The organism is Streptomyces spiralis (assembly GCF_014654675.1).
Lineage (GTDB): Bacteria > Actinomycetota > Actinomycetes > Streptomycetales > Streptomycetaceae > Streptomyces > Streptomyces spiralis.
In genome coordinates this window covers 174,612-201,321 of record NZ_BNBC01000011.1, presented here as the reverse complement: position 1 = coordinate 201,321, position 26,710 = coordinate 174,612, and the positions used below count along the sequence as shown (strand labels likewise).

Here is a 26,710-nt window from a genome sequence, read left to right as displayed (position 1 = left end):
TACACCATGGCGGCTCTCCTCGGTGGATGGCGAGTGCGGTACGACGGCCCACGCCGTCGTGACGCGGTGCACTATGAGCCCCCGAGGTTGGCGAGAGGTTGGCGCCCCGAGAGCGAGGCGTCAGTCGCGCAGGGCCGCGGCCAGGCGTCCGGCCGCGATGGCACGACGGGGGTCACGCGGGCCGAGCAGGTTCAGCGCGTGCTCGTGCACCTCCACGTCGTACGGGACCCGTTCGCCGAACCGCAGCGCGTGCTCCGGGCTGGTGCTCACCAGCACGGCCGACCGGACGGACACCTCCAGGTGGGTGCGCCACTCCGCGATGCCCGGCGCCTCGGACCGGGGCAGCAGTGGGCCGCGGTACAGGCGCAGCGCGGTCTCGGTGTCGCCCTGCTCCAGGGCGCGCAGCAACTCGGCGGCGTCGCAGGAGACGGGGGCGGTCAGGGCGTAGCGGCGGGTGGCGACTCCGCCGTCGAGGGCCCGGCGCAGATGGGAGATCTCCGCCTTGAAGGTCGAGGCGGTGACGGCCCGGTCGCCGTAGAGGGCGTAGCGGAGACGGTCGGGTGAGAAGCCGTCAGGCTCAAGGGCGAGCAGCGCGAGGATCTCCACCTGGCGGGGGCGCAGGGGCAGCGGGACGCCGTCGCGGAGCGCCTGTTCGTTACCGAGACAGGTGAGGCTCACAGGGCTCGTGTTCCGTGGGAGCCGGCGGGGCATTTCAGTGCGCAGTCGGGACTCGATGGTGGCGACGAGCGAGCGCACGGTGGCCATGGCCAGGGGGTTGGACCGGTCCCAGGTGGTGGACATGTCCAGCACGCCCAGAACGCGTCCGTCCGGGCCGTGGACGGGGGCGCAGTAGCAGACCCAGCCGTGCAGGGCGGTGACCAGGTGCTCGGCCGAGAAGACGGAGGCGGGGCGGCCTGTGCGCAGGGCGAGGGACAGGGCGTTGGTGCCCATGGCCTGCTCGTCCCAGCGACCGCCCGGTGCGAAGTTGACGCGCTCGGCACGGCGGCGCATGGTCGGTCCGCCGCAGGTCCACAGGATGGTGCCGGACTCGTCGGTGACGGCGGTGACGAACCCCGCGTCGTCCGCGATGCCGAGCAGTTCGTCGGCGAGGCCGTCGACGGGCCGGCGCAGCGGCGAGCCGCTCCAGCGGTGCTGCACCCCTCCCCCATCGGTGACCCGGCCTTGGGGAACATCGGTACAGCCGTTGGCGCTGAGATTGATCATGGTCGGCTAGCACAGTGATCGGGTGCCGCGCAGAGGTTCCGGGGAAGATCGTTGGCCACTGGTGAGGGGCGATTACCGTCCGCCGGGTGCCGGTGGAATTCTTAACTGATGATCAGGCTGAGGCGTACGGGAAGTTCGCCGAGGAGCCCACGCCTCCGGAGCTGGAGCGGTTCTTCTTCCTGGACGACGTCGACCGCGACCTGATTGCGCTGCGGCGTACGAAGCACCACCAACTCGGGTTCGCCGTCCAGATGTGCACGGTCCGCTACATCGGCCGGTTCCTGCCGGATGATCCGCTCGCGGTGCCGTGGCCGGTGGTCGAGCACCTGGCCGTCCAGCTCGGCATCGAGGACCCCTCCTGCGTGAAGCGGTACACGGAACGGCCGAAGACGGCGTACGAGCACGCGTGGGAGATTCGGGACGCCTACGAGTACCACGAGTACGACGATGCGGAGTGGGGCCGGAAGTTCCGCGCCTTCATGCACGGCCGGGCGTGGACGCACGCCGAGGGGCCGGTGGCGCTGTTCAACCAGGCGGTGGGCTGGCTGCGCAGGACCCGGGTGCTGCTGCCGGGCGTCTCGGTGCTGGCCCGGCAGGTCTCCGAGGTCCGCACGATCGCGGAGAAGCGGCTGCACTCCACCGTCGCCAGGGCCGCGGCCCGCGCGGACCGGGAGCTGCCCGCGCAGCTGGTGGCGACGCTGGTCACCCCGGAGGGGAAGCGCTTCTCGGAGCTGGAGCGGTTGCGCCGGCCGCCGACGCGGACGACGGGCACGGCGTTCGCGCGTGCGCTGGAGCGGGTGGACGAGATCGGCGCGTTCGGCCTGGGCCGGGTGAGGCTGAACAAGATCCCGCCGAACCGGCTGGCGGCGCTGGCCCGGTACGGGCTGGGCAGCAAGGCCGCGGGGCTGGAGCGGGCCAGCGAGCCGAAGCGCACGGCGATGCTGACGGCGGTGATGCGGCATCTGGAGGCCAAGGCGATCGATGAGGCCCTGGATCTGTTCCAGGTGCTGATGGCCACCCGGCTGATCAGCACGGCTAAGCGGGCCACGGACAAGGAACGGCTCTCGACGCTGCCGCAGTTGGAGAAGGCGTCGCGCACGCTGGCGCGGGCGGCGAAGGTGCTGTTCGAGGAGCTGGAGCTGGTTGAGACGCACGGCTCCGACCTGGACGCGGTGGCGCTGTGGCGGGCCGTGGAGGAGGTCGCCCCGCGGTCGGTGGTGATGAGCGCGGCGGCGCTGGTGGTCTCGCTGGTGCCGGAGGACGAGGACTCCGCCGAGGTCGCCATGCGGGCCGCACTGGCGAACCGGTACAACACTGTGCGCCCGTTCCTGGCCCTGCTGGGCGAGACGTCGGCGCTGGGGGCAGCGCCGGTCGGGGCCAGGGTACTGGCCGGGGTAAAGCGGCTGCCGGCGCTCGCGCGGCGGCGGGTGAAGGACAAGCCGCTGCTGCCGCGCGAGGTGGACGACAAGCTGGTGCCGCCCGCGTGGCGCAAGGCCGTGTATGCCAACCCGGACCTGCCACAGGGTGCGGTCGACCGCGATGCATACGTGGTGTGTGTGCTGGAGCAGCTGCACCGTGCCCTTCAGCGCCGGGACGTGTTCGCCTCGCCCTCGCACCGGTGGTCCGACCCGCGCGCCCGGCTGCTGGGCGGCAAGGAGTGGGACGCTGTCTGCGAGGACGTCCTGGCGGGCCTGAGCCTGGACATGCCGGTCGAGGAGCACCTGGCCGGTCTGGTGACGGCGCTGGAAGCGGCGTGGAAGCTGATGGCTGAACGCCTGGAGGAGGCCGGGGCGGATGCGAAGGTTTCCATTGAGGTCCAGTCGAACGGGCGGGTGAAGCTGAATGTGGACGCGCTCGGTGCGCTGGGCGAGCCCAAGAGCCTGCGGTGGCTGCGCCGGCGGGTGGAGCGGATGCTGCCCAAAGTCGACCTGCCCGACCTGCTGTTCGAGGTGCATGGCTGGACCGGGTTCCTGGACGCCTTCGTGCACCTGGGCGACGGCACGACCCGCATGAAGGACCTGACGACGTCGGTGGTCGCGCTGCTGGTGTCGGAGGCGTGCAACATCGGCATGACCCCGGTGGTCAACCCCGCCATCGAGGCCCTGACCCGTTCCCGGCTGGTCCACGTCGACCAGTTCTACCTGCGCGCGGACACGATCGCCGCGGCGAACGCGAAGCTGATCGCCGCCCAGGCCGAGGTGCCGATCGTCCGGTACTGGGGTGATGGCCTGCTGGCGTCGGTGGACGGGCTGCGGTTCGTCGTGCCCGTCCGCACGATCAGCGCTGCGCCGTCGCCGAAGTACTTCGGCTTCAAGCGCGGCATCACCTGGTTGAATGCCGTGAACGACCAGGTCGCGGGCATTGGGCAGATGATCGTGCCGGGCACGCCGCGCGACTCGCTGCACATCCTGGACGCGCTGCTGAACCTGGACGGCGGGGTGAAGCCGGAGATGGTGGCGACCGACAACGCCTCGTACTCCGACATGGTGTTCGGCCTGTTCAAGATCCTCGGGTACAACTTCAGCCCGCGCTTCCGCGACCTGGACGACCAGCGGTTCTGGCGGGCCACCATGCCGGGGGTGGAAGCGGGTTCGTACGGGCCGCTGGAGGGCATCGCACGGAACCGGGTGAACCTGAACAAGGTGATCACGCACTGGCCGGACATGCTGCGGGTGGCCGGCTCGCTGGTCACCAACCAAGTGCGGGCGTACGACCTGTTGCGGATGTTCGGCCGCGAGGGGCGGCCCACGCCGCTGGGGCAGGCGTTCGCCGAGTACGGGCGGATCGCCAAGACCCTGCACTTGCTGGCCGTGGTCGACCCGGTGGACGACACCTACCGCCGCCAGATGAACCGGCAGCTCACGGTGCAGGAGTCCCGCCACAAGCTCGCCCGGGAGGTGTGCCACGGCAAGCGCGGCACCATCCACCAGGCATACCGGGACGGCATGGAGGACCAGCTGGGCTCGCTCGGCCTGGTCCTGAACGCCGTGGTGCTGTGGACCACGAAGTACATCGACGCCGCCGTCGCCCAGCTGCGGGCCGAGGGCCACGAGATCCGGGACGAGGACGTGGCGCGGCTGTCCCCGCTGAAGCACAAGAACCTCAACGTGCTGGGCCGCTACAGCTTCACCGCCTCCGTCCCCGCCGAGGGGAGCCTGCGCCCGCTGCGCGACCCGGACGCCCCCGAACTCGACGACGAGAACGAAGACGCAGCGGAGGGCTGACCCTGGGCGGGAGTCCCGACCGCCCCTTGAACCGGGCCGCCCCGGACAGGCTGCGTCTGGCGGCCTCGGCGTGCACCGCTGACCCTTGCTTCGCGAAGTCCTCTCCAATGAGGCCGCCATCTGCCGAGGAAACAGCGGACCACCCGAACTCTTTCCACAGCCCGCCACTGACCAGGGCCTGCTCGCCACCACTGAATCTCTGCCGTCCTGCCCGAGCGCTGGACGGCCCCGCTCGACCACCTTGATGCCCCGGCCGGGCGCTGCCAGGCACGCCGCGATCCGTCTGCTGGATGGCCACCGGCCGCTCCCGCCGCTCCGCCGCCCGCCACCTCGGAATACCGCCCGGAGCCTGCAGCCGACCAGCGTGTCCGGTCACAGGGGGAAGGCTGACCATTGCGGAGATGAGGAGGTCAGCGTCCTGCGGTGCGGTGGGCGGTGTCGTACTGCTCGTCGGTGACCGGTTCCAGCCAGGTGCTGCCCTCGCCGTCGGTGTCGCCGACGACCATGGCGATGTGGGCCATGAACGTGTCGCTGGTGGCGCCGTGCCAGTGTTCTTCTCCGGGCGGGCACTTCAGCGTCTGTCCGGCGCTGATCTGGACGACGTTGCCGTCGCGGGTGCCGACGAGGCCGATGCCGTCGGTGACGTAGAGGACCTGTCCGTTGGCGTGGGAGTGCCAGTTGGTGCGGGCGCCGGGGGTGAAGCGTACGAGCGCGGAGGCCAGGCGGCCGAGATCGAGGGAGAAATCGATCGGGGTGAGGTAGACATCGCCGGTGAATCGCTCGGCGGGTGCCTTGACTGTGGGGGCCTCGGTGACGAGTTCCACGACTGTTCCTTTGCTGGGGGATGTGCGGGGTCGCGCACGCAGATGCGGTCACGCAGGTGCGTGCAGCCCGTGGGACTGGGATCAGAGGGTGAGCAGCGTCTTGATGGCACGGCGCTCGTCCATGGCCCGGTAGCCCTCGGCGACCTGCTCCAAGGGAGCTGGGCGGGGGACATCGCGTCCGTGCGGGCGCGAGCCAGGAGGTTCGGAGTGAGGGAGGCGAACCCCCGCTCGCGGGCATCGTCCTGGCGAGCGGGGGCGGCAGACTTTATGGGGGTGGCCCCCAGGCCGATCAGCTGCCGGACGGCGCGGCGGTGTTGGCGCCGTCCTCCGCGAGGATCTTCTTCAGGTTCGTGGCGGCGCTCATGGCGTTGGGCCAGCCGGCGTAGAAGGCGAGGTGGGTGATGGCCTCCACCAGCTCCTCCTGGCTGAGCCCGTTCTTCAGGGCCGTGCGCAGGTGGAACCCCAGCTGGTCGGTGCGGTACAGCGCTGCGAGCGCGGTCACGGTGACCAGGCTGCGGTCGCGCTTGGACAGTCCCGGTCGTTCCCAGACGTCCCCGAAGAGGACGTCGTCGGTCAAATCGGCGAGCTTCGGCGCCACATCGCCGATGAGCTGCTGAGAGGGGGACGGCTGTGCTGCCATGGTGTGGCTCCTGTTGTGCATGAGGGGTGTGTGATCGGGCGGCCTTGTCCGCCTTGGCTTTCTGCTGGTGGCTCGGTCTGACGGCCGCGGATCGTCTGCTTGGACGAGGCCGGCGTACACGGGGTGACCGCGCGCGAGCAGGGTGGCTGAGAGGGGATCGTCGGCCCTGACTAGCGCTTCGCTAACCGAGTGCGCTCAGCCGACCTGTTGACCGACGGGCTTGTGCCCTCAGAGCCGCGGGCGCGAGCCCGCGCTGCGGGATCAGGTGTCGAACCGTACTCCTCCGAGCCACTTGACGCTTTCCGGGTCGTGGTGGTTCATGAGGTGGCTCTCGCCGGTGTCCAGAGTGGCGATATGGGCCATTTCTTCGTCGGTGAGCTCGAAGTCGAACACGTCGAGGTTTTCCGCCATCCGCTCGGGCCGCACCGACTTCGGGATGACGACGATGCCGCGCTGAACGAGCCAGCGCAGCGCGACCTGGGCGACGGACTTGCCGTGTGCGGCGCTGATGTCGGAGAGCACCGGGTTTTCGAAGAATCCCCGGCCGCCTTCTGCGAGGGGACCCCAGGACTCGTGCTGGACGCCGGTCTCGCGCATCACCTGCTGGTCGTCGGTGCGCTGGAAGAACACGTGCGTCTCGATCTGGTTGACCGCGGGGACGATCTCGTTGTGCGTGATGAGGTCGACGAGCCGGTCGGGGTAGAAGTTGCTGACGCCGATGGCCCGTGTGCGGCCGTCGCGGTTCAGCTTCTCCATGGCCCGCCACGATCCGTAGTAGTCGCCGAGGGGCTGGTGCATGAGGTACAGGTCGAGGTAGTCCAGGCCGAGCCGGTCGAGGGAGCGGTCGAAGGCGCGCTTGGCGCCGTCCTCGCCGTAGTCCTGGATCCACAGCTTGGTGGTGACGAAGACCTCCTGGCGCGGGATGCCGCTGGCGGCGATGGCCCGGCCCACGGCTCGTTCGTTCATGTAGGCCGCGGCGGTGTCGATGGAGCGGTAGCCGGCCTCCAGCGCGGCCTCCACCGCCTGCTGGGTCTGGTCTTCGGGGATCTGGTAGACACCGAATCCGATGACCGGCATCTCGACATCGTTGTTGAGGGTGATCTGGGGGATCTGCGAGGACATCGTCCAGGCTTCCTTTCGGTGGTGCGGGTGGAGATCGACGCTGAGCGGCGCGGCCGTTTCAGCCCGTCAGCACGGGGCGGGGCCCGACCTGACGTGTCGCGCTCGGCACGCGTGCCGGTACGAAGACCACGCAAACGCGCCGGCGGGGATCGAGCGAGTCCGCGCTGTGAGGGGTGACCGTGGGGTCCTCAGCGGTGCGTACGGGTGCCGGTCGGGCGGCATCAGGCGGCCTGACCTGCGAAAGAGCGGCTGAATTGCTGCCCGGAACGGACCGAGGCGCGGACACTGTCGAGCCGGGCGCGCTCGTAATCCTTCAGGGCCTGCGCCATGGGCTGCCCGTCCAGGCCGACGGCGACGGCGTCCGCGATGGCGTCGGCGTCCGCGAGGGACATGCCGAAGCCGGAGGCAGTCATCGGGGTCGGCACATGGGCGGCGTCCCCGACCAGGGCGAGGCGCCCGTTGACCAGCCGGTCGGGTACGTACTCGGCGATCGGCGTGCCGATGATGGCACGGCGATCGACGCAGTCGCGGATGACGTCGCGCCACGGGGAGGGCCACAAGTCGGCCTCGTCGGCGAGTTCGCGCAAGGTCGCCTCGGGGACGTCGGCGGCCCGCAGGGTGTGCTGGACGACGTCGCCGCTCACGCAGCCCTTCTCGCGCAGCAGATCGTTGCGGCCGGCGTCGTACCAGGCCCAGCCGAGCTGTCGTGCGCCCGGCGCGACGGAGCCCGTGGGGCCGGCCATGGGGTAGCCGATGAGGCAGCCGTCGCCCCGGTAGAGAATGTCCACCGCGCGTGGCCAGCGGTGACGGCCGGCGATCGCGGACTCGTCGGCCAGGCCGATCCAGATCATGTACCCGGCGAACGTCGCGTCCGGATGGTGAGGGGCGACACTGCGCCGCACCACGCTGCGGTGGCCGTCGGCGCCGATCACCACACCGGCCCGGTAGGTGCGGCCGTCCGCGGTGCTCACCCAGGCGGCGTCGGCGTCCTGGCCGACGTGCTGGACCGTGGCCGCGTGGCGCAGACGGATGCGCGGGTCGGCTTCGACTGCGGAACGCAGGCGGGTGTAGATGGCGGACCAGGACTGGACGTCATCGTGCGTCGTGGCATCACTGTCCGTGCGCGCGCGGCCGGTGAGGCGCACCAGCATGTTCTCGGTGACGCCGCCGAGCGAGGCCCCAGTACGAGGGAAGGCGGTCACACGCTCCAGCATCGTGACGTCGATGCCGGCGCGGGACAGGGCCAGTGCGCTCATCAGGCCGGCCAGTGAGGCGCCGACGACGACCGCGGTGCCCTGCCGCTCGTACGCGGTGTCGGCAGAGGCTGCGGAACGCCGCTTCGTGCTCATCGTGAGGGTGCTCCTTTCCAGTTCGTGTGCCGGGGCTGCCGGAGTGCGGCAGACCGGGGCACATGACAGGAAACCCGGCACGGGCGCGCGGTGGGAGTCTCTGCTGTGAGGGGTAATGGCAGAGACCCCCACCTGCGGCGGAGCGTGCCTACGCTGGCTGTATGGACAACCGGGACGAAGTCAGCGCGTTCCTCAAATCCCGGCGGGACAAGATCACCCCTGAGCAGGCAGGACTGCCGGTGTACGGACATCGGCGGGTGCCGGGTCTGCGCCGTGGAGAGGTCGCGATGCTCGCCGGCGTCAGCGTCGAGTACTACACGCGCCTGGAGCGCGGCAACCTCACCGGAGTCTCCGACCAGGTCCTCGACGCCCTCGCCCAGGCGCTGCGCCTGGATGACACCGAGCGGATGCACCTGTACGACCTGGCCCGCACCGCGGGAGCCGGTTCCAAGGCGACGGCCCGGCGCCGGGACCCCAAGCCGACCATCCGGCCCAGCGTGGCACGGATCGTGGAGGGAATGCCGGAGCTGCCAGCGTTCGTGCAGAACAACCGCATGGACAAGCTGGCCGCCAATGCGATGGGGCGGGCCCTGTACGCGCCGATGTACGCCGAACCGGCCTGGGAAGCGAACTCGGCCCGGTTCGCGTTCTTCAGCCCCGCGGCGCAGTCCTTCTACGCCGATTACGAGCGCGTCACCCACTCGGCCGTCGGCGCGCTGCGCATCGCGGCGGGCAAGAACCCCTACGACCGGGACCTCTCCAACCTGATCGGGGAACTGTCCACGCGCAGCGACACCTTCCGCCGCCTGTGGGGCGGCCACGATGTGCACCTGTTCCGCGAAGGCAGCAAACGCTTCCACCATCCGGTGGTCGGTGACATGGAACTCGACTACGAGAGCATGGAAGTGCCGGACGGAAGCGGACTGAGCGTCGTCGTCTACAGCGCACCGCCCGACAGCCCCTCCGCAGACGCCCTGAAGCTGCTCGCCAGCTGGGCCGCCGACGCTCAGCAGGAACACACCGCCGGCACCGACGCCCAAGCCTGATCACCGCGTTCGCAGCATCGACTGGAGTGGAGCGGGGCGGCTGTTGAAGGGGGTCCCTGCCGTTACCCCTTACAGCAAAGACTCCCTGGCCAGCGGCGTTTCCCGTTCCATGGTGAGTGCCCCGAAGCATGGGGCCCGGCCAGTGGAGCCCCTCCGGCTCCGTACCGGCCGGCCACGCTGCGGGGGTATGCCTCGGCGACAACAGCCGACCCCCGAAACCCCTCACCTAAAAGGGCCTCGTCTTCGCATGTCTGATCATCCCGACACGTCCACCAGGCTGCCATTCGTCGTCATCTTGCTGGCGCTCGGCACGTTCCTGATGGGCACCACCGAGCTCGTCATCGCCGGCATCCTGCCCGAGATCGCCTCCGACCTCGGCGTCGGAGTCTCCCAGGCCGGTCTGCTGATCACTTCATTCGCCATCGGCATGATCGTCGGCTCCCCGACCATGGCGATCGCCACCCTGCGCCTGCCGAGGCGCTCCACCCTCGTCCTGGCCCTGCTCGTCTTCGCCGCCGGACACGCGATCGCCGCGCTCAGCTCCTCCTACACCGTCGTCTTCGTCGCCCGCGCGCTCACCGCACTGGCCACCGGCACCTTCTGGGCCGTGGCCTCCGTCGTGGCCGCCGCCGCTGCCCCGCCCGCCGCCCGCTCCCGCGCCCTCGGCGTGATGATGAGCGGCGCCAGCCTGGCCACCGTGGTCGGTGTGCCGCTCGGCTCCTGGGCCGGTCAGTCGATCGGCTGGCGCGGCACGTTCTGGGCGCTGGCCGCCCTCGCCGCCCTCGCCGCCGTGGCCATCGGCCGCTTCGTCCCGGCCGAGGAACAACGCCCGACCGTGTCGGTGCGCTCCGAGATCGCCGCGCTCGGCCAGGGCCGGCTGTGGCTGTCAATGGCTGTCACCGCGCTGATCACCGGCGGCGCCATGGCCGCCTTCACCTACATCACCCCGCTGCTGACCGACCGGGCAGGCATCGCCGCGAGCGCCGTGCCGCTGGTCCTCGCCGGTTACGGCATCGGCGCCCTAGTAGGCGCCAACGCCGGCGGACGCTTCGGCGGCCACAAGCCGCTCACCACCATTGCCACCGCAGCGACCACGGGCACCGTCGTCCTCCTGCTGCTGCAGACCCCGCTGTCCCACAACCCCGTCACCACGATCATCCTGGTGGTGCTGCTCGGCGTGGTCGCCATGTCCGTACCGCCGGTCGTCACCGCACTGTCGGTGCGCTTCGCGGGCAACGCCCCCACCCTCGCCGTCGCCGTGACCGTCTCCGCCTTCAACGCCGGGATCGCGGCGGGCTCGTCCATCGCCGCCAGCGCGCTGGACTCCTCACTGGGACTGACCGGACCCGCCCTCGTCGGCACAATCATGGTCGCCCTCGCCGGAATCCCGCTGAGCGCACTCGCCGCAATCCGCGCCACCCGCACGGACACCCCGGAACCCGCTCAATCCGGCGCGGACGAGGCCGATGAAAAGGCGTCCGAAACCGTCTGACTCCAATCGCAGCCTGAGACCATCGAGCGCATGGGCAAGCGCCCCCGACCCAGCCCCTCGAAGCAGCCGCCAAGCGAAAAGTAGCCGTGCGTGACAACCGTCACGCACGGCGGTTCTCATAAATGAACAGATGCGAGAGTTCTGCGAGAGTCCCTGCAGCGATCACGTTTCCCAAGGTCGCCGTTCGCAGAAGTCCTCTCAAAACCCGGGCGTTGTGCGAGACAGTTCTGACAGACTGCCGGTGTGCATCTGACGCCCGATCAAGCCGCAAACGCGGTAGAACGAAATGAATGCCCGAAGTGTGAAGCTCCGGCGGGCAGTTCCTGCCGCACCCGCGGCGGGAAGACCGCGACGAAGTACCACACCGCCCGCTTCATTCTCGTGCCCGCGCTCCGGGAGGAACTCGACGTCCTCGTACCCGAGGACCGCGGCCCCGGGCGGCCGTGGAAGCCCGGCCCGCCCGTCGAGACTGCCCCGGCGGCGCCGGCCGCCCAGCCGATCCGGATCGGGTATGCGCGTTGCTCGACCGCCCAGCAGGAGTTGCAGAGCCAGCTCGACGCACTCAAACCGGTCTGCAAGCGGATCTTCTCCGAGAAGATCAGCACGCGGGTCAAGACCCGGCCGGAGCTGGAGGCGGCGCTGAAGCTGGCGTACGACATCAAGGAGGCCGCCCCCGACCAGGAGGTCATCCTCACCGTCCACGAGCTCAAGCGCCTCGCCCGCAACGCCGCCGAACTGATGACCCTGTCCGGCCAGCTCCAGGCCGCCGGTGTCCAGCTCGAACTCCTCACCGGCCCGCTCAGCGGAATCTATGACCCCAACGGCATGGGAGCGATGTTCTTCGCCGTCCTGGCCGCCGCCGCACAGATCGAGCGCAACTACATCCGGGAAAAGACCCTGGAGGGCCAGGTGACCGCCGCGGCGAAGGGCAACCACGGCGGACGGCCGAAGGTCATCGATGACGACATGCTCACCTTCGCCTGCGCGCTGAAGGACAAGGGCATCCCCGTCCCGGAGATCGCGAAGAAGCTGACCATCAAGACCGGCAAGAACACCGGACAGCACCCCTCGGTCGCCTCCGTCTACCGCGCGCTCGCCGAAGCCGAGGAGAACCAGGCCCCGGCCGGGCCAGAGATCATCGCCCCACGCCGGCCGACCCGGGTGGACCTCACCGGGCCCTGCAGCGGCACCGACTCCGAGCTGATGGAACGGCTCACCCGCCAGGCCCTCGGCCCCGCCACCGACAAAGTGATGGACACGCTCGTTGAACAGACCGAGGAAGAAGCGAACGACGTCGTGGCGGCGCTGCTGGCACAGGCCCGACACGAAGGGGAAGACGCGTGATCCCGCTGCCGCCGCGCACCCTCAGCTGACCATGATCAATCTCAGCGCCAACGGCTGTACCGATGTTCCCCAAGGCCGTGACCGGGGCGCTGTCCCGAGCCGGGTCCACACTGCTCAGCGACCGCATCCAGGACTCGGTCACATCACGGCGCAGCGCCTCCACGCCGACCGGACTCGATCCCGCCGCTTTCATCCGCGGCACCCAGCGGGACCACTCGCTCTCCAGCCTGACCCTGCGCCGCCGCAGGTCACTGCGCTGTGACATGTGTTCTTCCCTGCCGTAGAACGGGAACAACCGACTATTGCCCACCCTGACCGCGTCGGCACACCCCCTCCGGCCGGGCCTTCGGCCCTTTCCGGTCGGACAGGTGTCGCATCCGGGAGCGCGCGCCTGGCGCTCGGCCGCCTGGACCACCTGGTGAACCTGGTCGCGGCCCGCCCCCGTACGAGTCCGCTGATGCAACCGGATCCGCTGGACCTGCGCGATGTACTGCAGCGGCACCTGGTGACCCCGCTGACCGTCGTCCGACGTGTGGTGGACGTCCACACCTTCATCCCCAGGCCCGTCACTGGGCGCCGGAGCGTACCGGGCGGGCCTTGCGGAGGTGTTGTGCGACCTGCTGGCCCACCGGCCGGACCCCGTCCACGGCCCGCGAGTCAGAGAACGGACACCTCCGATCAAACTGGTGGCCGAACAGGCCATGTGCGAACAGCCATCACTGACAGGTGCGCATCACCGATGCGCATCATCCTCCTCGGGCCTCCTGGAGCAGGCAAGGGCACCCGGGCCGTCGCACTCGGCGAGCGGCTCGGCGTCCCTCGTAGAAGAGGTCGTCCGCCACCGGCAGCAGGTGTACCGAAACCAGACCGCGCCCCTCCTCGCCCACTACTCCGACATCCTCGTGGATCGCGTTGTCCTGTTGCGGGTCGTCAATCGGTCCGGGTGCGGAGGCTCCGCGCCAGGGTGGGGATCATCACCGTCGTAGGGACGAGGTGCAGCCCGAGGAGGGCGCTGGTGGTGGTGATGTTCGCCCCGGAGAGGAGGGGCGGGACCAACGAGATCGCGGTCAGCGACACTGCCGTCCCCAAGAATCGCCGGGCGGGGCGAGCGCTCCGGCGAAGAAGAGCGACGGCAATGGCGATGCCCATGACCGAGAAGAAGCCGGTCACCACGGCGAACCCGGACAACGGGGTCGTCTCGCCACCCTCGGGGACCTCGAAGTCGACTCCAATGGCCCGGGCAAGCGCAGCAGCGAGGGTGGTGGCCGCCGTCGCTGCGAGCGTGGCGATGAAGCCGGTGCCGACGAGCCTGCGGAATCGGTGGGTGTGGCTGGTCCGGCCCGATGCCGGGCCCGCGACGATCCCGGTGTCGTTCGTGCCGTTCATGTCGGTCCTCCGTCATTCGGCAACGGGCGTACGGGGTGTGCTGACCGGCATGTGACGGTCTTGGCCTTGGGGGTGACGATGCGCACTCTCGCCGTGCGACGGCCTGGGTTTCGCAGGGCGCGGACGCCTGTGCCGCGGAGCCAGAACCCGGCGCCGCGTCCGAGAACCGGCCCCGGCTCGCCGTCGCGCAGCTCCAGTTGCACCCGTCCGCGGGTGACGACGCCGAACGCGTCGCGCCATTGCGCCGCGACCACCGCGACACGCGCGCCACCGAGCAGCGTGAGCGTCCACACCGGGACTACTCCGTGCCGTCCGCCGGCAGGCGCTCCGGCAGCCCGAGCCGCGGGAACTGGTCGCCGTGGAACGTGACGATCTCGGCGATCGCCCCGCCGGTGACGCGCAGGACGTCGATCGCCAGCGGCAGGTACGCGCCCTCCCGCTGCCGCCGGAGGTAGAAGGCGACGGCGGGCTGCCGATTCACGCAAGTGAAGACGGCACGCTGGTGCTTCATGCCCTCGAAGCCGCCCTCGACCCAGCCGTTCACCACCGTGTCGCGACCGACGTACAGGCCCGGCGTGGGCGGCATCGAGAAGCGCACGTCGTCCCGCAGCAGTGCGGCGAGGGCGTCGACGTCCGTGGCCACGCTGGCGTCGGTATAGCGGCGCACCAGCTCGCGCGTCCCGGCGTCCTCCTCGCCGCCGGTCCAGTCCTGCCGCTCGGCGGGCAGGTGCTCCCGCATGCCGGCGCGGGCTCGCTGCAGCGCGCTGTTCACGGAGTTGACGGAGTTGCCGAGGAACTCCGCGACGTCCTTCGCCGGCCAGCCGAGCACGTCCCGCAGGATCAGTACGGCCCGCGGGCGCGGCGCGAGGTGCTGGACTGCGACCAGGTACGCCAGCTCGATCGTCTCCCGCGCGACGGCGAGGGTCTCCGGCTCACCCGCGTCTGCCGCGGGAAGCTCGTCGAGCAGCCGGTCCGGGTACGGCTGCAGCCACAGCACCTCGCCGCCGGTCGCGGGTTCGGGACGGCGTTTGGCGAGCAGGTCCAGGCAGACGTTGGTGGCGATCCGATACAGCCAGGCCCGGAACGTCGACCGCCCCTCGAAGGTCTCCCGCCGCCGCCAGGCACGCAGGAACGTCTCCTGGACGGTGTCCTCGGCGTCCTCGAACGACCCGAGCATCCGGTAGCAGTGCACGTGCAGCTCCCGCCGGTGCCGCTCCGCAAGTCCCGAGAACGCGGGCTCGTCGACCTCGCCCAGACCGCTGCCGCCCAGTCCGCTCTCGCCCGGCTCCTCCAGCCGTGTGTCCGCACTCATCACGTCATCCTTCCGTCTCGTCGTGTCCCGTCGTAGGTGTGACGGGTGCGGGCGCGACAACTCATCACCGAGGTCGGTCGGCATGGCCGTGTTCTGGAGTGGGCCGGTGGTGCATGTCGGGGTGGCTATGTTCACGAGAACGGGTTCTGGGCCGGATACCCAGAGCCGACCCGCATGAGCCATGCTCAAGGCCTGTGGGCCGACCTGATGCGCGACTGCTCCCGCCAGGACATGCGCGCCCCCGTGCTCGCGGTCGGCGACGGCGCCCAGCCCGGCGCGATAAAGGCAGTCCAGAGCATCTGAAACGCCGAGGACCGGGAACACGCCGAGGCGGCGATCAGGACGTTCGCCGATCCGGCCGTCGACGACGACGGTGAACGCCGGGACCGAATGCGGGGTGCCGTCCCGAGACCGACAACTCCGTGAAGGAACACTCCGACCTCCTTCATAATTTGGTCACGCATAACGCGAAGACCGGCGACCGGGGACTGTGGCGGCATGCAATCACACTCCTCCATTCCATCCGGAAAATTGCCATGGCATGCGAACATGCAGGTAAGTGCCCGTATAGGCAGCCATATTTGGGACATCCCATGCTCCGGTGTAACGCTGCAGTGCATGCGGAACGCAGAAGCAGGAAGAAGCGGGGCACCGACCGGCTGAATCCGGGTGCCCCGGCGCGAGCGCGCAGACACGGCACTACGTCAGATCGGACTTTCCGTGAGAAACATCGACCCGGTTCCCGGATACCAGGCATACAACGAGCCGCCGACCCCGGACCGCTCTCCGCAACGTCAGGCCACCACACGGCGTACGGCCGTCACCATCTGCACGATCGCCGACATTGCGGCGGGACTGCTGGGCCTGTGGATCCTGCTGTTCCTGCTCGACGCGAACCGCGCGAATGTGTTCGTCGAATTCGTGCGGGGCACAGCCGGCTGGCTTTCCTGGTGGGCACAGGACATTTTCACTATGGACACCGAGTGGCTACGTGTTGTCCTCAACTACGGCCTCCCGGCCATCATCTATTTGCTGATCGGCCACGGGATCGCTGCCCGGCTCAACCGAGCCTGACAGCGGAACCGGCTCTTCGTCGAGCGCCATGAAAGTGAGCCGACCATGAAACACAGCTCCACTGGAAACGATCATCTGCCGATCTATGAGGACCTGATACGCGAACGGGGTGACGTCATCGCCGAAGCTCAACGCGCCGCGGAACACACGCACCACGAGGCAGCGCAATTGCTGCCAGGAGGGTACGCGGGTCAGCAAGCCCGCCATGGGAACGACGGCAGCGGAGCCGCTGCGGCCGGTCAGCCGGAGTGGGACGGGTCGCCGCTCTGGCGGTGAGCCTCGGCGCGGGTACATCCGCATGGCCCCGTCCTCACCCAAGGACCAAGCCGTGGCCCAGGCGGGCCGACGGCACGTCGAACCCAGGAAGCACACTGGTGCCCGAACTCGCCCCCGCGCTGGGCTCGGTGGTCGAAGCGCGGCACCGCCGGGCGGCCGCGGTCACCGCCGAGAATCAGGTGATGCAGACGATCCGCGCGGTCGTCTCCTCCATCATGTTCACCGCGGCGCTCGTGGCGGTCTTGACGGACTGGTGGACAGATCCTCCGGAGCACGGCCGGTGCTCCGGACGCCGGTGGCCGTGCCACAGGTGGGTGGCACGGCCGTGATGCGGATTTCAGGTGGCGGGTGCCCGGTGACGGCGGGCGTCAGGTGGCGGGGCTGTCAGCCGGCGGGCGTCAGGCCCAGGGGGAGGTGACGACCCAGCTGGTGTCGTCGGCCCAGAACGCGGTGGCGTCCCACTCGTGGGAGCCGCCGTCGCTCGCGACGTAGGCGGCGTGGTTGTAGTGGCGCACGAAGTCGCTGGGGTAGTTGGCGGAGCGGAGCGAGATGCCCTGGCCGTTGTGACTCGCCTGTGGGCAGAAGGTGGCGTCCTGCCGGGACAGCGCGCTGCCGTCGTTGACGTCGATGCGCAGCCGGAAGTCGTAGTGCCGCAGGTACTGGCCGGGTTTGTCGGCGGACTCGAAGGAGACGCAGGAGGCGTCGCCCAGGCCGGCGCGTACGATCCAGGTGGTGGCGGACTTGTCGGCGGAGGAACTGGACGAGGAGACCGTCGCGATGGCGGCGTTGCTGTCGGCGCTGTCGTGCCGGAGGTACTCGGTGGTGCAGCAGGGCGTGGTCGCCCGCAGCGAGACCCGGGAGCCCACGGTGAGCCCGCTCGCCGTGGAGGACGGCGCGTAGCCGGCCGCGTTGATGTTGGCCTGCACGGCGTTCTCGGTCGCGTCCGAGGGGTAACCGGACGTCAGGACGCCCTCGTAGAAGGTTCCGGCGGAGCCGTTGCTGTTGTCGCCGCCGATGCCGAGGATGATGGCCCCTTCCTTGTGCATCGGGTTGTAGCCGGAGACGTTGGGGCGCGGTCCGCTGTAGTAGGTGGACAGGCCGCCGGACTGCGCGTTGCCGGCCCGGATCGCCCACTGGTTCGGCCCGCCCTTGACCGCAGCGGTGAGGAACCGGTGACTGACGCTCGGGTTGCCCGCGTTGTAACCGCGGTTGACGCCGGAGAACAGGCCGTTCTCGAGGTCGGCCATGACCCAGGGGCCGTTGCCGGTGCCGTAGCCCCAGGTCTTGCTGTTGCCGAAGTAAATGGTCTCCATGTGGCCGTTGCCGGTGTCGCGGCTGTTGGTCTCGGCGTTGCCGTAGTCGAAGCAGCAACCGCCGTTGTAGTGGGTGCCGTCGAGGATCGCGTACATGCCTTCCGGCTGGTCCCCGGTCGCGATGCCGTTGGTGCTGTTGTTGCGGTAACCGGTGCCGGGGGCGATGAAGACGCCGTACGCCTTGTGGCCGCCCACGGTGACCGGCGCGGCGGACGCTTCCGCGAGGTTGTCGTACCCGCCCGCGGCGGGGCCCGAGAACCCTCCGGGCGGTGCCTGGGTGAGGTGGTTGCCGCGGCCGGACTGGTCGTAGACGACGGTGATGAGGCAGCTCGTTCCCGCGCAGAACGCGTCCTGCGCGGCGGCGTCGGCGTAACCGCCGGTGCTGAGCACGCCGATGTCCCGGGTCGCGCCGTCCGAGGCGCGCTTGACCTGGTAGAGACGGCCGTTGTACGCGGAGTACAGCGCGCGGGTCGTGCTGTGCGCGGCCACGCAGGGGGTGCCGCCGGAGGCGTACAGGTCACAGGGGAGCGAGCCGGCGGCCGCGGCGCTGCTGCCGGCGGACGCCTGACCGCCGAGCATGGCCAGCGCCAGTGCAAGTGCCAGCGTGAGCAGGGCGAGTGGTCTGATCCGCCGTAAGCGGCTCGAAGTCACGGGCATGGGTCGTCTCCTGGTGTAGTCATGTGCATGACATATTTATTCGACATTTCGAACGTCGGTCGCAGATCCGGACAGGGATTGATGATAGGAAGCCGCCGAAGGGTGTCAACAGCCCGCGCACGTCCGATACTTCGACCGTCGAAGGCCTAGGTCAGCGAGGTGGCGGGGCCCGCTCCGAACGGACACGGCCCGCCCCCGGGAGGGGACGGGCCGTCCTTTCGGCGATGTCGGATCGTCGGGCCACCCACGTCAGGGGCTGGTGCACGTGAGGGTGGCCGGTGGGGCGGAGCCGCCGCTCACGGTGAAGCCGAAGGTGGTGCTGCCACCGGCTCCCAGAGTGCCGTTCCAGGAGACGTTGCGCACCGACCCGCCCTAATGTCAGGGGCACGACAATCCAAGTTCGGAGGCCGGGCCGTTCAGCCCGTCAGCCGCTGACCGTGATGTTGGAGCTGCCGCTGCTCTGGTAGCCCTCGGTGGCGAGGATCATGTAGTAGCTGAAGCTGCCCAGCTGCATCCCGTAGCGGGCCCAGGCGTCGAAGTGGTTGCCGGTGGTGATGGTGCCGCCGGTCCGCTTCGACTGCCGCACGCTCCAGTACTGGTTGAAGGTCTTGGTGCCCTCCACGGAGGGGGCGTTGTACCGCGTCGTCTGGTAGATGTCGTACGTGCCGCCGTCGGTGGTGACCGTGCCCTTGTACGTCCCGGTGGGCCGGTAGGTGCCCCAGTTTTCGACGATGTAGTACTCGACGAGCGGGTTCGAGGTCCACCCGTACAGCGAGAGGTATCCGTTGCCGGACGGGCTGAAGCTGCCCGAGTAGCTCACGTTCCTGCGTCCGCCGTTGCTCCAGCCCTTGCCCGCGACGAAGTTGCCGCAGTTGCGCCACGAGGTGCTGTAGTTGCCGCCGGATCCCAGGGTCATGGAGACCGATCCGCCGCCGTCCGTCCAGAACGAGTAGTAGAAGCCGTTGTTGGTGCCGGTCTGGTTGGTGGTGATGGTCGTGGCGGCCTGGGCGGTGCCGGGCAGCAGCAGCCCGGACGCGGAGGTTGCCAGCGCCAGGGCGCCGGCACGGCCGATGAAGCCCCTGCGGCTCATCGGGTGAGCGGGGGCGTTGTCCATGTCCATGGTTCCTCCTGGTGAAGGCTGACCCGGCAGCCCGGCGGTCGGCGCCACGCGCCCCGGTGGGGCTGATGGATCGTCACTCCGTGGGCGACCGAGGCCAGATGGGGGGTGGGTGGGGGGATGGGGGATGTCTGCGCAGTGCGGCGCGGTGGAGCGGCCTCCGCTGCGGGAGGCTTCGATCGCTGGAGAGTATGGGCCCGGCTCGGAACGGCGGTCAATGACCGTGTTTCCGAAAACTCTTCGAAAGTTCACTGGCCATATCCGGGTCGAAATCCGAAAGATTTCGAATCTATGGGCCGTAAAGGCCTCTAGGGCTACTTTCAGCCACTGCGCGTGCACCCACAGGCTTCACGGGTCAGGGTGCGATTCGGTGGCGCTCTCGATCGAATCGCACGCCTACCGAAAATTTCGAACCCGGGTCGGGACGGCGCGCGCCGTCAGAGGTCGCCGGGAGCGGCGAGGCCCGTCAGTGCGCCGACCGGGTCCAGGTCGGGGGTGCCGCGAGGCCACCAGTCGTCGCGGCCGGGCTCCGACTCGTACGCGTACCACAGGCCGTCCCTGCCCAGGCGGAGTTGGAGGTGGCCGTGGGGGTGGGTGAGCCGGTTGTGCGAGGGGCGAAAGACGGGCAGGTCGGCGGCGAGGAGCAGCGGACGGGCCCGGTCGAAGCGGCCGGCCGGCGGATCCCAGGGCTCCTCCAGGACGGCGAGTCCTTCGAGGCCGCCCTGACGCCAGGCGGCCACCGCGCGTGCCAGATCGGCAGGGCTGCGGCCGGTGACGGAGGCGAGGGAGGAGTACAGGGCCCGGGTGGCCGCGGTCAGCCCGGAGCCGGGGCGGGCCGCGGCGAGCCGTACCGCGTCCTGCCACAGTGTCAGATCGCCGACGGGGTCCCGCCCGGTGGTGAGCAGCGCGTGGGCGCGGGCGGCGGCGTCGGTCGCGAGCTGGTCCAGGGCGAACGGGTCCGGGCCGCCCGGCGCCGCCGGATACACCGGGGGCTGCTCGGGGTGTGAAGGCGGCGGCAACGGGGCGGGCAGGGGCGGCAGTCGGCGGGGGGCGAGGGCGTCACTGGCGCGCACTCCCGGCAACGGCTCCGGAACCCGCTCGCGCGCGGCACGGGCGGAGCGGGCGGCGCTCAGCCGGGACAGGGCGTCCAGCAGCTCGCGCTCGCCCCGGCCGCGGAGCAGCAGCAGGACGAACGGGTCGGCGTCCAGCAGTCGCGCGGTCTGATAGCACAGGGCCGCCGCGTGCTTGCAGGGGTGGCCGCGGTCGGGGCAACTGCAGTGCGGGGAGAGGTCGCCGGGGCCGGGGAGCAGTGGGACGCCGCAGTCGGCCAGGGAGTGGGGCATCTCCTTGTCCAGGAGCGCCGCAATGTGCCCCGGACGTTCGGCGGCGGCATCCAGGAACCGGTCCCAGTCGGCGTCGTCCAGCGTCCGCACCCGCACCTGTACCCGGTACGGCCGCGGACGGCTCCCCCGTACGTACGCCAGGACGAGGCCTGGGGTCACGGTGATGGCGTCCACGTGCCCCTGCTCCGCGTAACCCCGCCCTCGGGCCAGCCGGGCCGCGTCGAGGGCGCCCTCCTCCAGTGCGTCCAGCCACGCCTCGCCCCACCAGGTCTCGGCGAAGCCGGACTCGCCCGCCGTCCGGACGGGCAACGCCGGAAAGGTCCGCCGCACATCACCGTCCCGCCGGGGCGAGGCCATGGTGCGGGGGACGGGGTGGGGTGCGTGGGATGGGTGAGGTGCGGTGATGTCCCCGGCGAACTCCGGCGCCGCCCCCTCCGACCCGCCAGATCCAGGGCCGGCCCCACGCCGGGCGGAAACCGCGGCACGCAGAGCCTCACGAGCCGCATCACCCGGCCGGTCCGACCCGGGAACTCCGCCAAGCTCGGAATGCGGTGCACTGCTGTCCTCGGAGGACTCCGCCGCCGCCCCCTCCGACCCACCAGGCCCGGAACCGACCCCACGCCGAGCGGAAACCGCGGCACGCAGAGCCTCACGAGCCACCTCACCCGGCCGGTCCGACCCGGGAACCCCGCCAAGCTCGGCGTGAGGTGCACTGCTGTCCCCGGAGGACTCCGCCGCCGCCCCCTCCGACCCACCGGATCCAGGGCCGGCCCCACGCCGAGCGGAAACCGCGGCACGCAGAGCCTCACGAGCCGCATCACCCGGCCGTTCGGTACCGCTGTCGGTGCCCTCCTGCTCCGGCCGGTCGGCGTCAGCGGCCGGCTGTTCCGGCTGTTCCGGACGGAAGGTCTCGTGGGGCTCGGGCTTTCCGGGGTCTTCCGGGCCCTGTGTCGGGGTCGGCCGCTGTTGCCTGGCCGCCCGGAGGGCTCGGCGTGCCGCGTCGGCGGGTCGAGGGTCCATCAGCCCTCCCTCCGCAGCGACACCAGATCGGACAGCTCACGGTCGGTCAGTTCGGTCAGGGCCGACTCGCCGGTGCCGAGGATCGCGTCGGCAAGAGCGCGCTTGGCGGCGAGCATCTCGGCGATACGGTCCTCGACGGTGCCCTCGGTGATCAGGCGGTGCACCTGGACGGGCTGGGTCTGGCCGATGCGGTAGGCGCGGTCGGTGGCCTGCTCCTCGACCGCCGGGTTCCACCAGCGGTCGAAGTGCACGACGTGGCCCGCGCGGGTGAGGTTCAGGCCGGTTCCGGCTGCCTTCAGGGACAGGACGAGGACCGGGGTCGAGCCCTCCTGGAACCGGTCGACCATGCGCTCGCGCTCCGGGACCGGCGTACCGCCGTGGAGGAGGTCGACGGGGACCGCGCGGGCGGCGAGGTGGGTCGTGATCAGGCGGGCCATGCCGACGTACTGGGTGAAGACCAGGGCCGAGCCGTCCTCGGCCAGCAGGGTGTCGAGCAGCTCGTCCAGCAGGGCGAGTTTGCCCGAGCGGGCGGCCAGGCGGTCGCCGCCGCGCGGGTGCTCCTCCTTGAGGTAGAGCGCCGGGTGGTCGCAGATCTGCTTGAGCGAGGTCAGCAGCTTGAGCACCAGGCCCCGGCGGGCGATGCCCTCGGCGGTCTCGATGGCGAGCATCGACTCGCGCACCACCGCCTCGTACAGCGCTGCCTGTTCGCGGGTGAGCGGGACCGGGTGGTCGGTCTCGGTCTTGGGCGGCAGTTCGGGGACGATGCCGGGGTCGGACTTCCTGCGGCGCAGCAGGAAGGGCCGGACCAGGCGGGCCAGCCGCTCCACCGCCTGCTCGTCCTCGCCGTTCTCCACCGCGCGCGCGTGCCTGGCGCGGAAGGACTTCAGGGGGCCCAGGAGTCCGGGGGTGGTCCAGTCGAGCAGGGCCCACAGTTCGGAGAGGTTGTTCTCCACGGGTGTGCCGGTCAGGGCCACGCGCGCGGGTGACGGGATCGTGCGCAGGGCCTTCGCGGTCGCCGAGTACGGGTTCTTGACGTGCTGGGCCTCGTCCGCGACGACCATGCCCCACTCCTGCTCGGCCAGCCGGGGCGCCGCGGACCGCATGGTGCCGTAGGTGGTGAGCACGAAGCCGCCGGACAGGTCGTCCAGGGTGCGGTCGGGGCCGTGGAAGCGGCGGACGGGGACGCCGGGCGCGAACCGGGTGATCTCCCGCTGCCAGTTGCCCAGCAGGGAGGCCGGGCAGACCACGAGCGTGGGTGCGCGGTGCGCCCGCTTCAGGTGCAGGGCGATGAGGGTGACGGTCTTGCCGAGGCCCATGTCGTCGGCGAGACAGCCGCCGAGGCCGAGGGAGGTCATGAGGTCGAGCCACGCCAGGCCGCGCAGCTGGTAGTCGCGCAGGGTGGCGTCGAGTCCGGGCGGCGGTTCGGCCGGCCGTACGCCGGCCGTGATGCGGTCCCGCAGGGTCGCGAGCGCGCCCACCGGCACCGCCTCGACCGTCTCGCCGTCGACCTCCGCGGCGCCGGTGAGGGCGACGGAGAGCGCGTCGACCGGGTCGAGCAGGCCCAGATCGCGCTTCCGGGCCTTGCGGACGAGGGCCGGGTCGACGAGGACCCAGCTGTCCCGCAGCCGTACGACCGGGCGGTGGGCCTCGGCGAGCACGTCCATCTCGGACTCGGTGAGCGGGTCGCCGCCGAGTGCCAGCTGCCAGCGGAAGCTCAGCAGCTGCTCGGACTCGAAGAAGCCGGTGCCGTCGGTCGCGGAGCCCGGCGCGGGTCGCACCACGGCGGTGGCGGCGAGGTCCTGGGCCAGGTCGCGCGGCCAGTGCACGGCGACGCCGGCCGCCGCGAGCCGGGTCGCGGCCACGCCGAGGAGCTCGCTCACCTCGTCCTCGGACAGGGCGAGGACGTCGGGGATCTCCTGCTCGCCGAGCCGGTCCAGCGGGGGCCAGACACGGGCCGCGCGGCGCACGGCGAGGGCGGCGTCCACCCGTGCGCGCGGGCCGAAGGCCGCGTCGGCCTCCCCCGCCCACAGGGCCGCCGCGTCGGCGACGAGGGTGGGGTCGGCGAGGCTGTGCACCTGGACGATCGCCGCGCCCGCCCGGCGCGCCGTCCCGCCGTCACCGGCGTCGCCGTCGTCGAACAGGTCGTACGCCGACAGGTCCAGGCGCAGTGAGATCCGCACGCCGGCGTCCATGCCGGCGGCGACCTCGGCCGCCCAGTCGCGGGCGGCCGGCAGGTGCTGCGGCCGGCGGTCGGCGAACGGCCTGCCGGAGGTGTGGGGCGCGGCGGGGGTCCGGGGCAGGGTGTCGGCGACGGCGTCGAGGAATGCGCGCAGCAGTGCCTCGGGCTCGGGCAGCCGGAGCGGGCCTGCGCCGGGCAGCGGCACCGCGTGGCCCTCGTAGGGCAGGGCGGCGGCGATCGCGCACAGGTGCGCGATGTCGTCCGGGTCGAGGGGGCCCGCGCGCCATGCGTCGTGCCCGGTGGCGGTCAGGCCGGGCAGCATCCGTCCGCGGGCGGTGAGCCGCAGCGCGTGCAGCGCGGCCGCTCCCCAGCAGGCGGTGGCGGGGTGGGCCGCCGGGTCGTGCCGGGCGCGCACCAGGTGGGGAAGGGCCGCGTCGACCGGCAGGGAGAGGGCGGAGGCCGTCCTGCGGCGGACGCCCCGCCCGTGCGGTCCCACGACCGTCAGCTCCGTGTGCCCGGAAGGGGCGCCGGGCGGCCGCTCGTCGTGCCACACCTCGCCGGCCGGGTCCCAGAAGGCGACGCGGCCCTCGCGCGGGAGGGGTGCGGGCAGGAAGACGGCGGCCAGCCGCACGGACACGGCGTCCGCCGCGCCGGCCGTCTCGGCCACGGCCATGTCGCTCATACGTCCTGTCACCTCCCCCTCACCGGTCGAGTCGGTCGTCTTCGACTCTACGGGCGGGGTCTGACAATCGGCTCCGGCGACGGCCCGCAAGGCCGCCGGGGGGTGTCTCGTCGCCCAGGCCGGATCAGGGAGCGGTGGCTGGTGGTGGGGCACCCCCCACGCCGTTCGGGCAGTGAGGGAGCATCGCGAGGCGGAGGAGGGAGTCGATGCGGAGCATCGGCGACCGACGACAACGCGGCGAGGTGCGGTGCCGGCCACCGCGAGCCCGGCATGATCGGCGAGACACCCCCCAGGCGTCAGGGGACGGTGCGGGAGACGACGTAGACCATCGGCAGAACCGGGTTGGAGAGGTTCACGATGACGTCCTGGGTGGGGGCGGGGTTCTTCTGGTGGTGGCTCAGGCCCCACCAGGGGCCGGGGCCGGTGAACTTCCAGCCGCTGATCTTCTGGTCGCGGGCGCTGATGGTGATGGCGCCCTTCTTCAGGTCGTTCCGGTTCACGCCCATGGCGTCGAGGTACGTGTCGAGGCCGGCCTGGGTGGTGCGGAACTGGACGTAGAGACGGCTGGTCTTCCAGTTGTTCGTCTCGTAGGAGGCGACCCGGTCGGCGGGGTGCGGGATCGGCACCTGGTAGAGGCGGCGCTGCACCTTGGCGGGGTAGGTCGGGGTGAGGCCGGTCACCGCGTACTTGGCCTCCTTGTCCTTGCCGCTGTCGCGGCTCTGGTTGGCGGAGATCACCAGATAGCCGGCCGGCACGCCGATCAGCAGCACGATGATGAGCAGGGTGAGGGCTCGGCGGCGGTTGCGGTGCCGGCGGTCCTCGGCCGGCCGGGGCGGTGGTGCGTCCGGGGGCGCCGCTTGGCGTGGCAGCGACATCGTCACAGCGCCTCCCGGGCCGCCCGCCGGGCCTCGGCGTACCGCTCGTAGCGCTCGTGGCGCTCCACGCGGCGCCGCTTGGCGCGCCGGAAGCGGCGGGCGACGAGCCGCGCGAGGTCGGCGGCGCCGACCATGCCGGCCTCGGGGCCGAGCTGGGCGCGCACGATGCGGGCCTCGGGGCGGTAGCCGCGGCCGGTGAGGTGGCGTTTGAAGGCGTCCCGGGCGGGGCCGATCAGCAGGTCGTCGGCCGCGGAGACGCCGCCGCCGATGACGAAGCAGGACGGGTCGAGGGCGGCGGCCAGGTTGGCGATGCCGACGCCGAGCCACTGGCCGATGTCCTCGAGCAGCTCGATGCACATGGCGTCGCCCTCGCGGGCCAGCTCGGTGATCATCGGGCCGGTGATGTCGGAGATGGAGCCCTTGACGTGCTCGATGATCCCGTAGGCCACCGGAGAGTCGGCCGCGGCCAGTTCGCGCGCCTCGCGCACCAGGGCGTTGCCGGAGCTGTACTGCTCCCAGCAGCCGCGGTTGCCGCAGGGGCAGCGGTGGCCGCCGGGCACGACCTGCATGTGCCCGAACTCGCCGGCGACGCCGTACTTGCCCCGCTTGACCTGGCCGTCCTCCAGGATCGCGCCGCCGATGCCGGTGCCCAGCGTGATCATGACGAGGTGGTCCTCGCCGCGGCCGGCGCCGAAACGCCACTCGGCCCAGGCGGCAGCGTTGGCGTCGTTGTCGACCAGGACCGGCACCGACAGGCGCTCGGAGAGGCGGTCGCGCAGCGGCTCGTTGCGCCAGGACAGGTGGGGGGCGAACAGCACGCGGTTGCGGTCGGCGTCGACCCAGCCGGCCGCGCCGATGCCGACGGCGTGCACGTCGTGCCGGTCGGAGAGGTCCAGGACCAGCTCGACGATGGTGTCCTCGACGACCTTCGGGCTCTTGGACTTGTCCGGGGTCTCCGTGCGGAGCCTCTCCAGGATGTTGCCGTCGGCGTCGACGACGCCCGCCATCACCTTGGTGCCGCCGATGTCGATCCCGACCGTGGGCACCCGGGGTGCGGTCAGGTGCGAGCGGCGCTCCCGGGTGCCGACCGTGCGCAGCACGGGGGCGCGGCGGGAGCCGATGGGGGCGGTGAGGTCGCGGTAGGTGCTCATCGGCCTCGATTCTGCCGCACCGCCGGTAAGGGTGTCGTAGGGGGCACCGGGGGGCGGGTG

General features: G+C 70.9%; 23 protein-coding genes. 9 read left to right on the top strand and 14 right to left on the bottom strand.

Going from position 1 to position 26,710, the window contains the following annotated elements:
• Positions 1 to 120: 120 nt before the first annotated feature.
• Positions 121 to 1,224: a transcriptional regulator gene (locus IE318_RS14575; RefSeq protein ID WP_229903516.1), complete on the bottom strand. Its 1,104-nt coding sequence runs from the start codon at positions 1,222 to 1,224 to the stop codon at positions 121 to 123.
• 86 nt (positions 1,225 to 1,310) lie between these two features.
• On the opposite strand from IE318_RS14575, the gene IE318_RS14570 reads away from it, so the two are divergent.
• Positions 1,311 to 4,448 carry a Tn3 family transposase gene (locus tag IE318_RS14570; protein WP_189900411.1) on the top strand — a complete coding sequence of 1,046 codons (3,138 nt, stop codon included), beginning with the start codon at positions 1,311 to 1,313 and terminating at the stop codon, positions 4,446 to 4,448.
• 410 nt (positions 4,449 to 4,858) lie between these two features.
• Here IE318_RS14570 and IE318_RS14565 read toward each other — a convergent pair whose 3' ends face one another.
• From IE318_RS14565 to IE318_RS14550, 4 genes are all read right to left on the bottom strand, one after another.
• Entirely contained in the window at positions 4,859 to 5,272 is a 414-nt protein-coding gene (locus IE318_RS14565; protein WP_189900409.1) for a (R)-mandelonitrile lyase, read from the bottom strand.
• A 289-nt stretch (positions 5,273 to 5,561) separates the two neighbouring features.
• The gene (locus IE318_RS14560; protein WP_189900407.1) at positions 5,562 to 5,912 is read right to left on the bottom strand and encodes a carboxymuconolactone decarboxylase family protein; all 351 of its coding nucleotides are present in this window, start codon (positions 5,910 to 5,912) and stop codon (positions 5,562 to 5,564) included.
• Positions 5,913 to 6,173: 261 nt separating this feature from the next.
• Positions 6,174 to 7,022, bottom strand: a complete 849-nt coding sequence (locus IE318_RS14555; RefSeq protein ID WP_189900441.1) for an aldo/keto reductase — start codon at positions 7,020 to 7,022, stop codon at positions 6,174 to 6,176.
• A gap of 233 nt (positions 7,023 to 7,255) precedes the next feature.
• Entirely contained in the window at positions 7,256 to 8,383 is a 1,128-nt protein-coding gene (locus tag IE318_RS14550; RefSeq protein WP_189900405.1) for an FAD-dependent monooxygenase, read from the bottom strand.
• A 161-nt stretch (positions 8,384 to 8,544) separates the two neighbouring features.
• Between IE318_RS14550 and IE318_RS14545 the strand changes: the two genes are divergently transcribed.
• The 4 genes from IE318_RS14545 (at position 8,545) to IE318_RS14530 (ending at position 12,549) form a co-directional block, all read left to right on the top strand.
• Positions 8,545 to 9,429 (top strand): helix-turn-helix transcriptional regulator, encoded by an 885-nt coding sequence (locus tag IE318_RS14545; protein WP_189900403.1) that lies wholly within the window; start codon positions 8,545 to 8,547, stop codon positions 9,427 to 9,429.
• Positions 9,430 to 9,676: 247 nt separating this feature from the next.
• Positions 9,677 to 10,921 carry an MFS transporter gene (locus IE318_RS14540; RefSeq protein WP_189900402.1) on the top strand — a complete coding sequence of 415 codons (1,245 nt, stop codon included), beginning with the start codon at positions 9,677 to 9,679 and terminating at the stop codon, positions 10,919 to 10,921.
• A 243-nt stretch (positions 10,922 to 11,164) separates the two neighbouring features.
• Positions 11,165 to 12,265, top strand: a complete 1,101-nt coding sequence (locus IE318_RS14535; protein ID WP_189900400.1) for a recombinase family protein — start codon at positions 11,165 to 11,167, stop codon at positions 12,263 to 12,265.
• Positions 12,266 to 12,327: 62 nt separating this feature from the next.
• Positions 12,328 to 12,549 carry a hypothetical protein gene (locus IE318_RS14530; RefSeq protein WP_189900398.1) on the top strand — a complete coding sequence of 74 codons (222 nt, stop codon included), beginning with the start codon at positions 12,328 to 12,330 and terminating at the stop codon, positions 12,547 to 12,549.
• 646 nt (positions 12,550 to 13,195) lie between these two features.
• On the opposite strand, the gene IE318_RS14525 is transcribed toward IE318_RS14530, so the two are convergent.
• Together IE318_RS14525 and IE318_RS14520 are read right to left on the bottom strand one after the other, a co-directional pair.
• Positions 13,196 to 13,651 (bottom strand): DUF6069 family protein, encoded by a 456-nt coding sequence (locus IE318_RS14525; protein WP_189900396.1) that lies wholly within the window; start codon positions 13,649 to 13,651, stop codon positions 13,196 to 13,198.
• Positions 13,652 to 13,949: 298 nt separating this feature from the next.
• Positions 13,950 to 14,963 carry an RNA polymerase subunit sigma-70 gene (locus tag IE318_RS14520; RefSeq protein WP_189900393.1) on the bottom strand — a complete coding sequence of 338 codons (1,014 nt, stop codon included), beginning with the start codon at positions 14,961 to 14,963 and terminating at the stop codon, positions 13,950 to 13,952.
• 174 nt (positions 14,964 to 15,137) lie between these two features.
• Here IE318_RS14520 and IE318_RS46125 point away from each other — a divergent pair, with 174 nt between their 5' ends.
• From IE318_RS46125 to IE318_RS14510, 4 genes are all read left to right on the top strand, one after another.
• Positions 15,138 to 15,266, top strand: a complete 129-nt coding sequence (locus tag IE318_RS46125) for a hypothetical protein (RefSeq protein WP_268256740.1) — start codon at positions 15,138 to 15,140, stop codon at positions 15,264 to 15,266.
• 417 nt (positions 15,267 to 15,683) lie between these two features.
• Positions 15,684 to 16,037 carry a hypothetical protein gene (locus IE318_RS14515; protein ID WP_189900391.1) on the top strand — a complete coding sequence of 118 codons (354 nt, stop codon included), beginning with the start codon at positions 15,684 to 15,686 and terminating at the stop codon, positions 16,035 to 16,037.
• Between the two features lie 45 nt (positions 16,038 to 16,082).
• Positions 16,083 to 16,313: a hypothetical protein gene (locus tag IE318_RS44610; protein WP_194717495.1), complete on the top strand. Its 231-nt coding sequence runs from the start codon at positions 16,083 to 16,085 to the stop codon at positions 16,311 to 16,313.
• 98 nt (positions 16,314 to 16,411) lie between these two features.
• Positions 16,412 to 16,642, top strand: a complete 231-nt coding sequence (locus IE318_RS14510; protein WP_189900389.1) for a hypothetical protein — start codon at positions 16,412 to 16,414, stop codon at positions 16,640 to 16,642.
• Between the two features lie 69 nt (positions 16,643 to 16,711).
• On the opposite strand, the gene IE318_RS14505 is transcribed toward IE318_RS14510, so the two are convergent.
• The 7 genes from IE318_RS14505 to IE318_RS14475 form a co-directional block, all read right to left on the bottom strand.
• A complete protein-coding gene (locus IE318_RS14505; RefSeq protein WP_189900387.1) occupies positions 16,712 to 18,283 on the bottom strand; it encodes an alpha-L-arabinofuranosidase B in 1,572 nt (523 codons plus the stop codon).
• A gap of 249 nt (positions 18,284 to 18,532) precedes the next feature.
• On the bottom strand, positions 18,533 to 18,646 hold the full coding sequence (locus IE318_RS14500) for a cellulose binding domain-containing protein (protein WP_189900385.1): 114 nt from the start codon (positions 18,644 to 18,646) through the stop codon (positions 18,533 to 18,535).
• A gap of 61 nt (positions 18,647 to 18,707) precedes the next feature.
• Positions 18,708 to 19,397, bottom strand: a complete 690-nt coding sequence (gene xynA, locus IE318_RS14495; RefSeq protein ID WP_189900439.1) for an endo-1,4-beta-xylanase XynA — start codon at positions 19,395 to 19,397, stop codon at positions 18,708 to 18,710.
• A gap of 440 nt (positions 19,398 to 19,837) precedes the next feature.
• Entirely contained in the window at positions 19,838 to 21,544 is a 1,707-nt protein-coding gene (locus tag IE318_RS14490) for an SWIM zinc finger family protein (RefSeq protein WP_444546216.1), read from the bottom strand.
• 218 nt (positions 21,545 to 21,762) lie between these two features.
• Entirely contained in the window at positions 21,763 to 24,624 is a 2,862-nt protein-coding gene (locus IE318_RS14485; protein WP_189900380.1) for an SCO1167/SCO6262 family helicase, read from the bottom strand.
• A 296-nt stretch (positions 24,625 to 24,920) separates the two neighbouring features.
• Entirely contained in the window at positions 24,921 to 25,505 is a 585-nt protein-coding gene (locus IE318_RS14480; RefSeq protein WP_030182661.1) for a hypothetical protein, read from the bottom strand.
• Positions 25,502 to 26,650 carry an ROK family glucokinase gene (locus IE318_RS14475; RefSeq protein ID WP_030182660.1) on the bottom strand — a complete coding sequence of 383 codons (1,149 nt, stop codon included), beginning with the start codon at positions 26,648 to 26,650 and terminating at the stop codon, positions 25,502 to 25,504. Before IE318_RS14475 ends, IE318_RS14480 begins: the two co-directional genes overlap by 4 nt.
• Between the last annotated feature and the right edge of the window lie 60 nt (positions 26,651 to 26,710).

Bases quoted from the DNA above. Each gene is read 5' to 3' on its own strand.
- IE318_RS14575 (WP_229903516.1), bottom strand. From the start codon at position 1,224: ATGATCAATCTCAGCGCCAACGGCTGTACCGATGTTCCCCAAGGCCGG.
- IE318_RS14560 (WP_189900407.1), bottom strand. From the start codon at position 5,912: ATGGCAGCACAGCCGTCCCCCTCTCAGCAGCTCATCGGCGATGTGGCG.
- IE318_RS14550 (WP_189900405.1), bottom strand. From the start codon at position 8,383: ATGAGCACGAAGCGGCGTTCCGCAGCCTCTGCCGACACCGCGTACGAG.
- IE318_RS14545 (WP_189900403.1), top strand. From the start codon at position 8,545: ATGGACAACCGGGACGAAGTCAGCGCGTTCCTCAAATCCCGGCGGGAC.
- IE318_RS14540 (WP_189900402.1), top strand. From the start codon at position 9,677: ATGTCTGATCATCCCGACACGTCCACCAGGCTGCCATTCGTCGTCATC.
- IE318_RS14530 (WP_189900398.1), top strand. From the start codon at position 12,328: ATGTTCCCCAAGGCCGTGACCGGGGCGCTGTCCCGAGCCGGGTCCACA.
- IE318_RS14525 (WP_189900396.1), bottom strand. From the start codon at position 13,651: ATGAACGGCACGAACGACACCGGGATCGTCGCGGGCCCGGCATCGGGC.
- IE318_RS14520 (WP_189900393.1), bottom strand. From the start codon at position 14,963: ATGAGTGCGGACACACGGCTGGAGGAGCCGGGCGAGAGCGGACTGGGC.
- IE318_RS46125 (WP_268256740.1), top strand. From the start codon at position 15,138: ATGAGCCATGCTCAAGGCCTGTGGGCCGACCTGATGCGCGACTGCTCC.
- IE318_RS44610 (WP_194717495.1), top strand. From the start codon at position 16,083: ATGAAACACAGCTCCACTGGAAACGATCATCTGCCGATCTATGAGGAC.
- IE318_RS14505 (WP_189900387.1), bottom strand. From the start codon at position 18,283: ATGCCCGTGACTTCGAGCCGCTTACGGCGGATCAGACCACTCGCCCTG.
- xynA (WP_189900439.1), bottom strand. From the start codon at position 19,397: ATGGACAACGCCCCCGCTCACCCGATGAGCCGCAGGGGCTTCATCGGC.
- IE318_RS14485 (WP_189900380.1), bottom strand. From the start codon at position 24,624: ATGAGCGACATGGCCGTGGCCGAGACGGCCGGCGCGGCGGACGCCGTG.
- IE318_RS14475 (WP_030182660.1), bottom strand. From the start codon at position 26,650: ATGAGCACCTACCGCGACCTCACCGCCCCCATCGGCTCCCGCCGCGCC.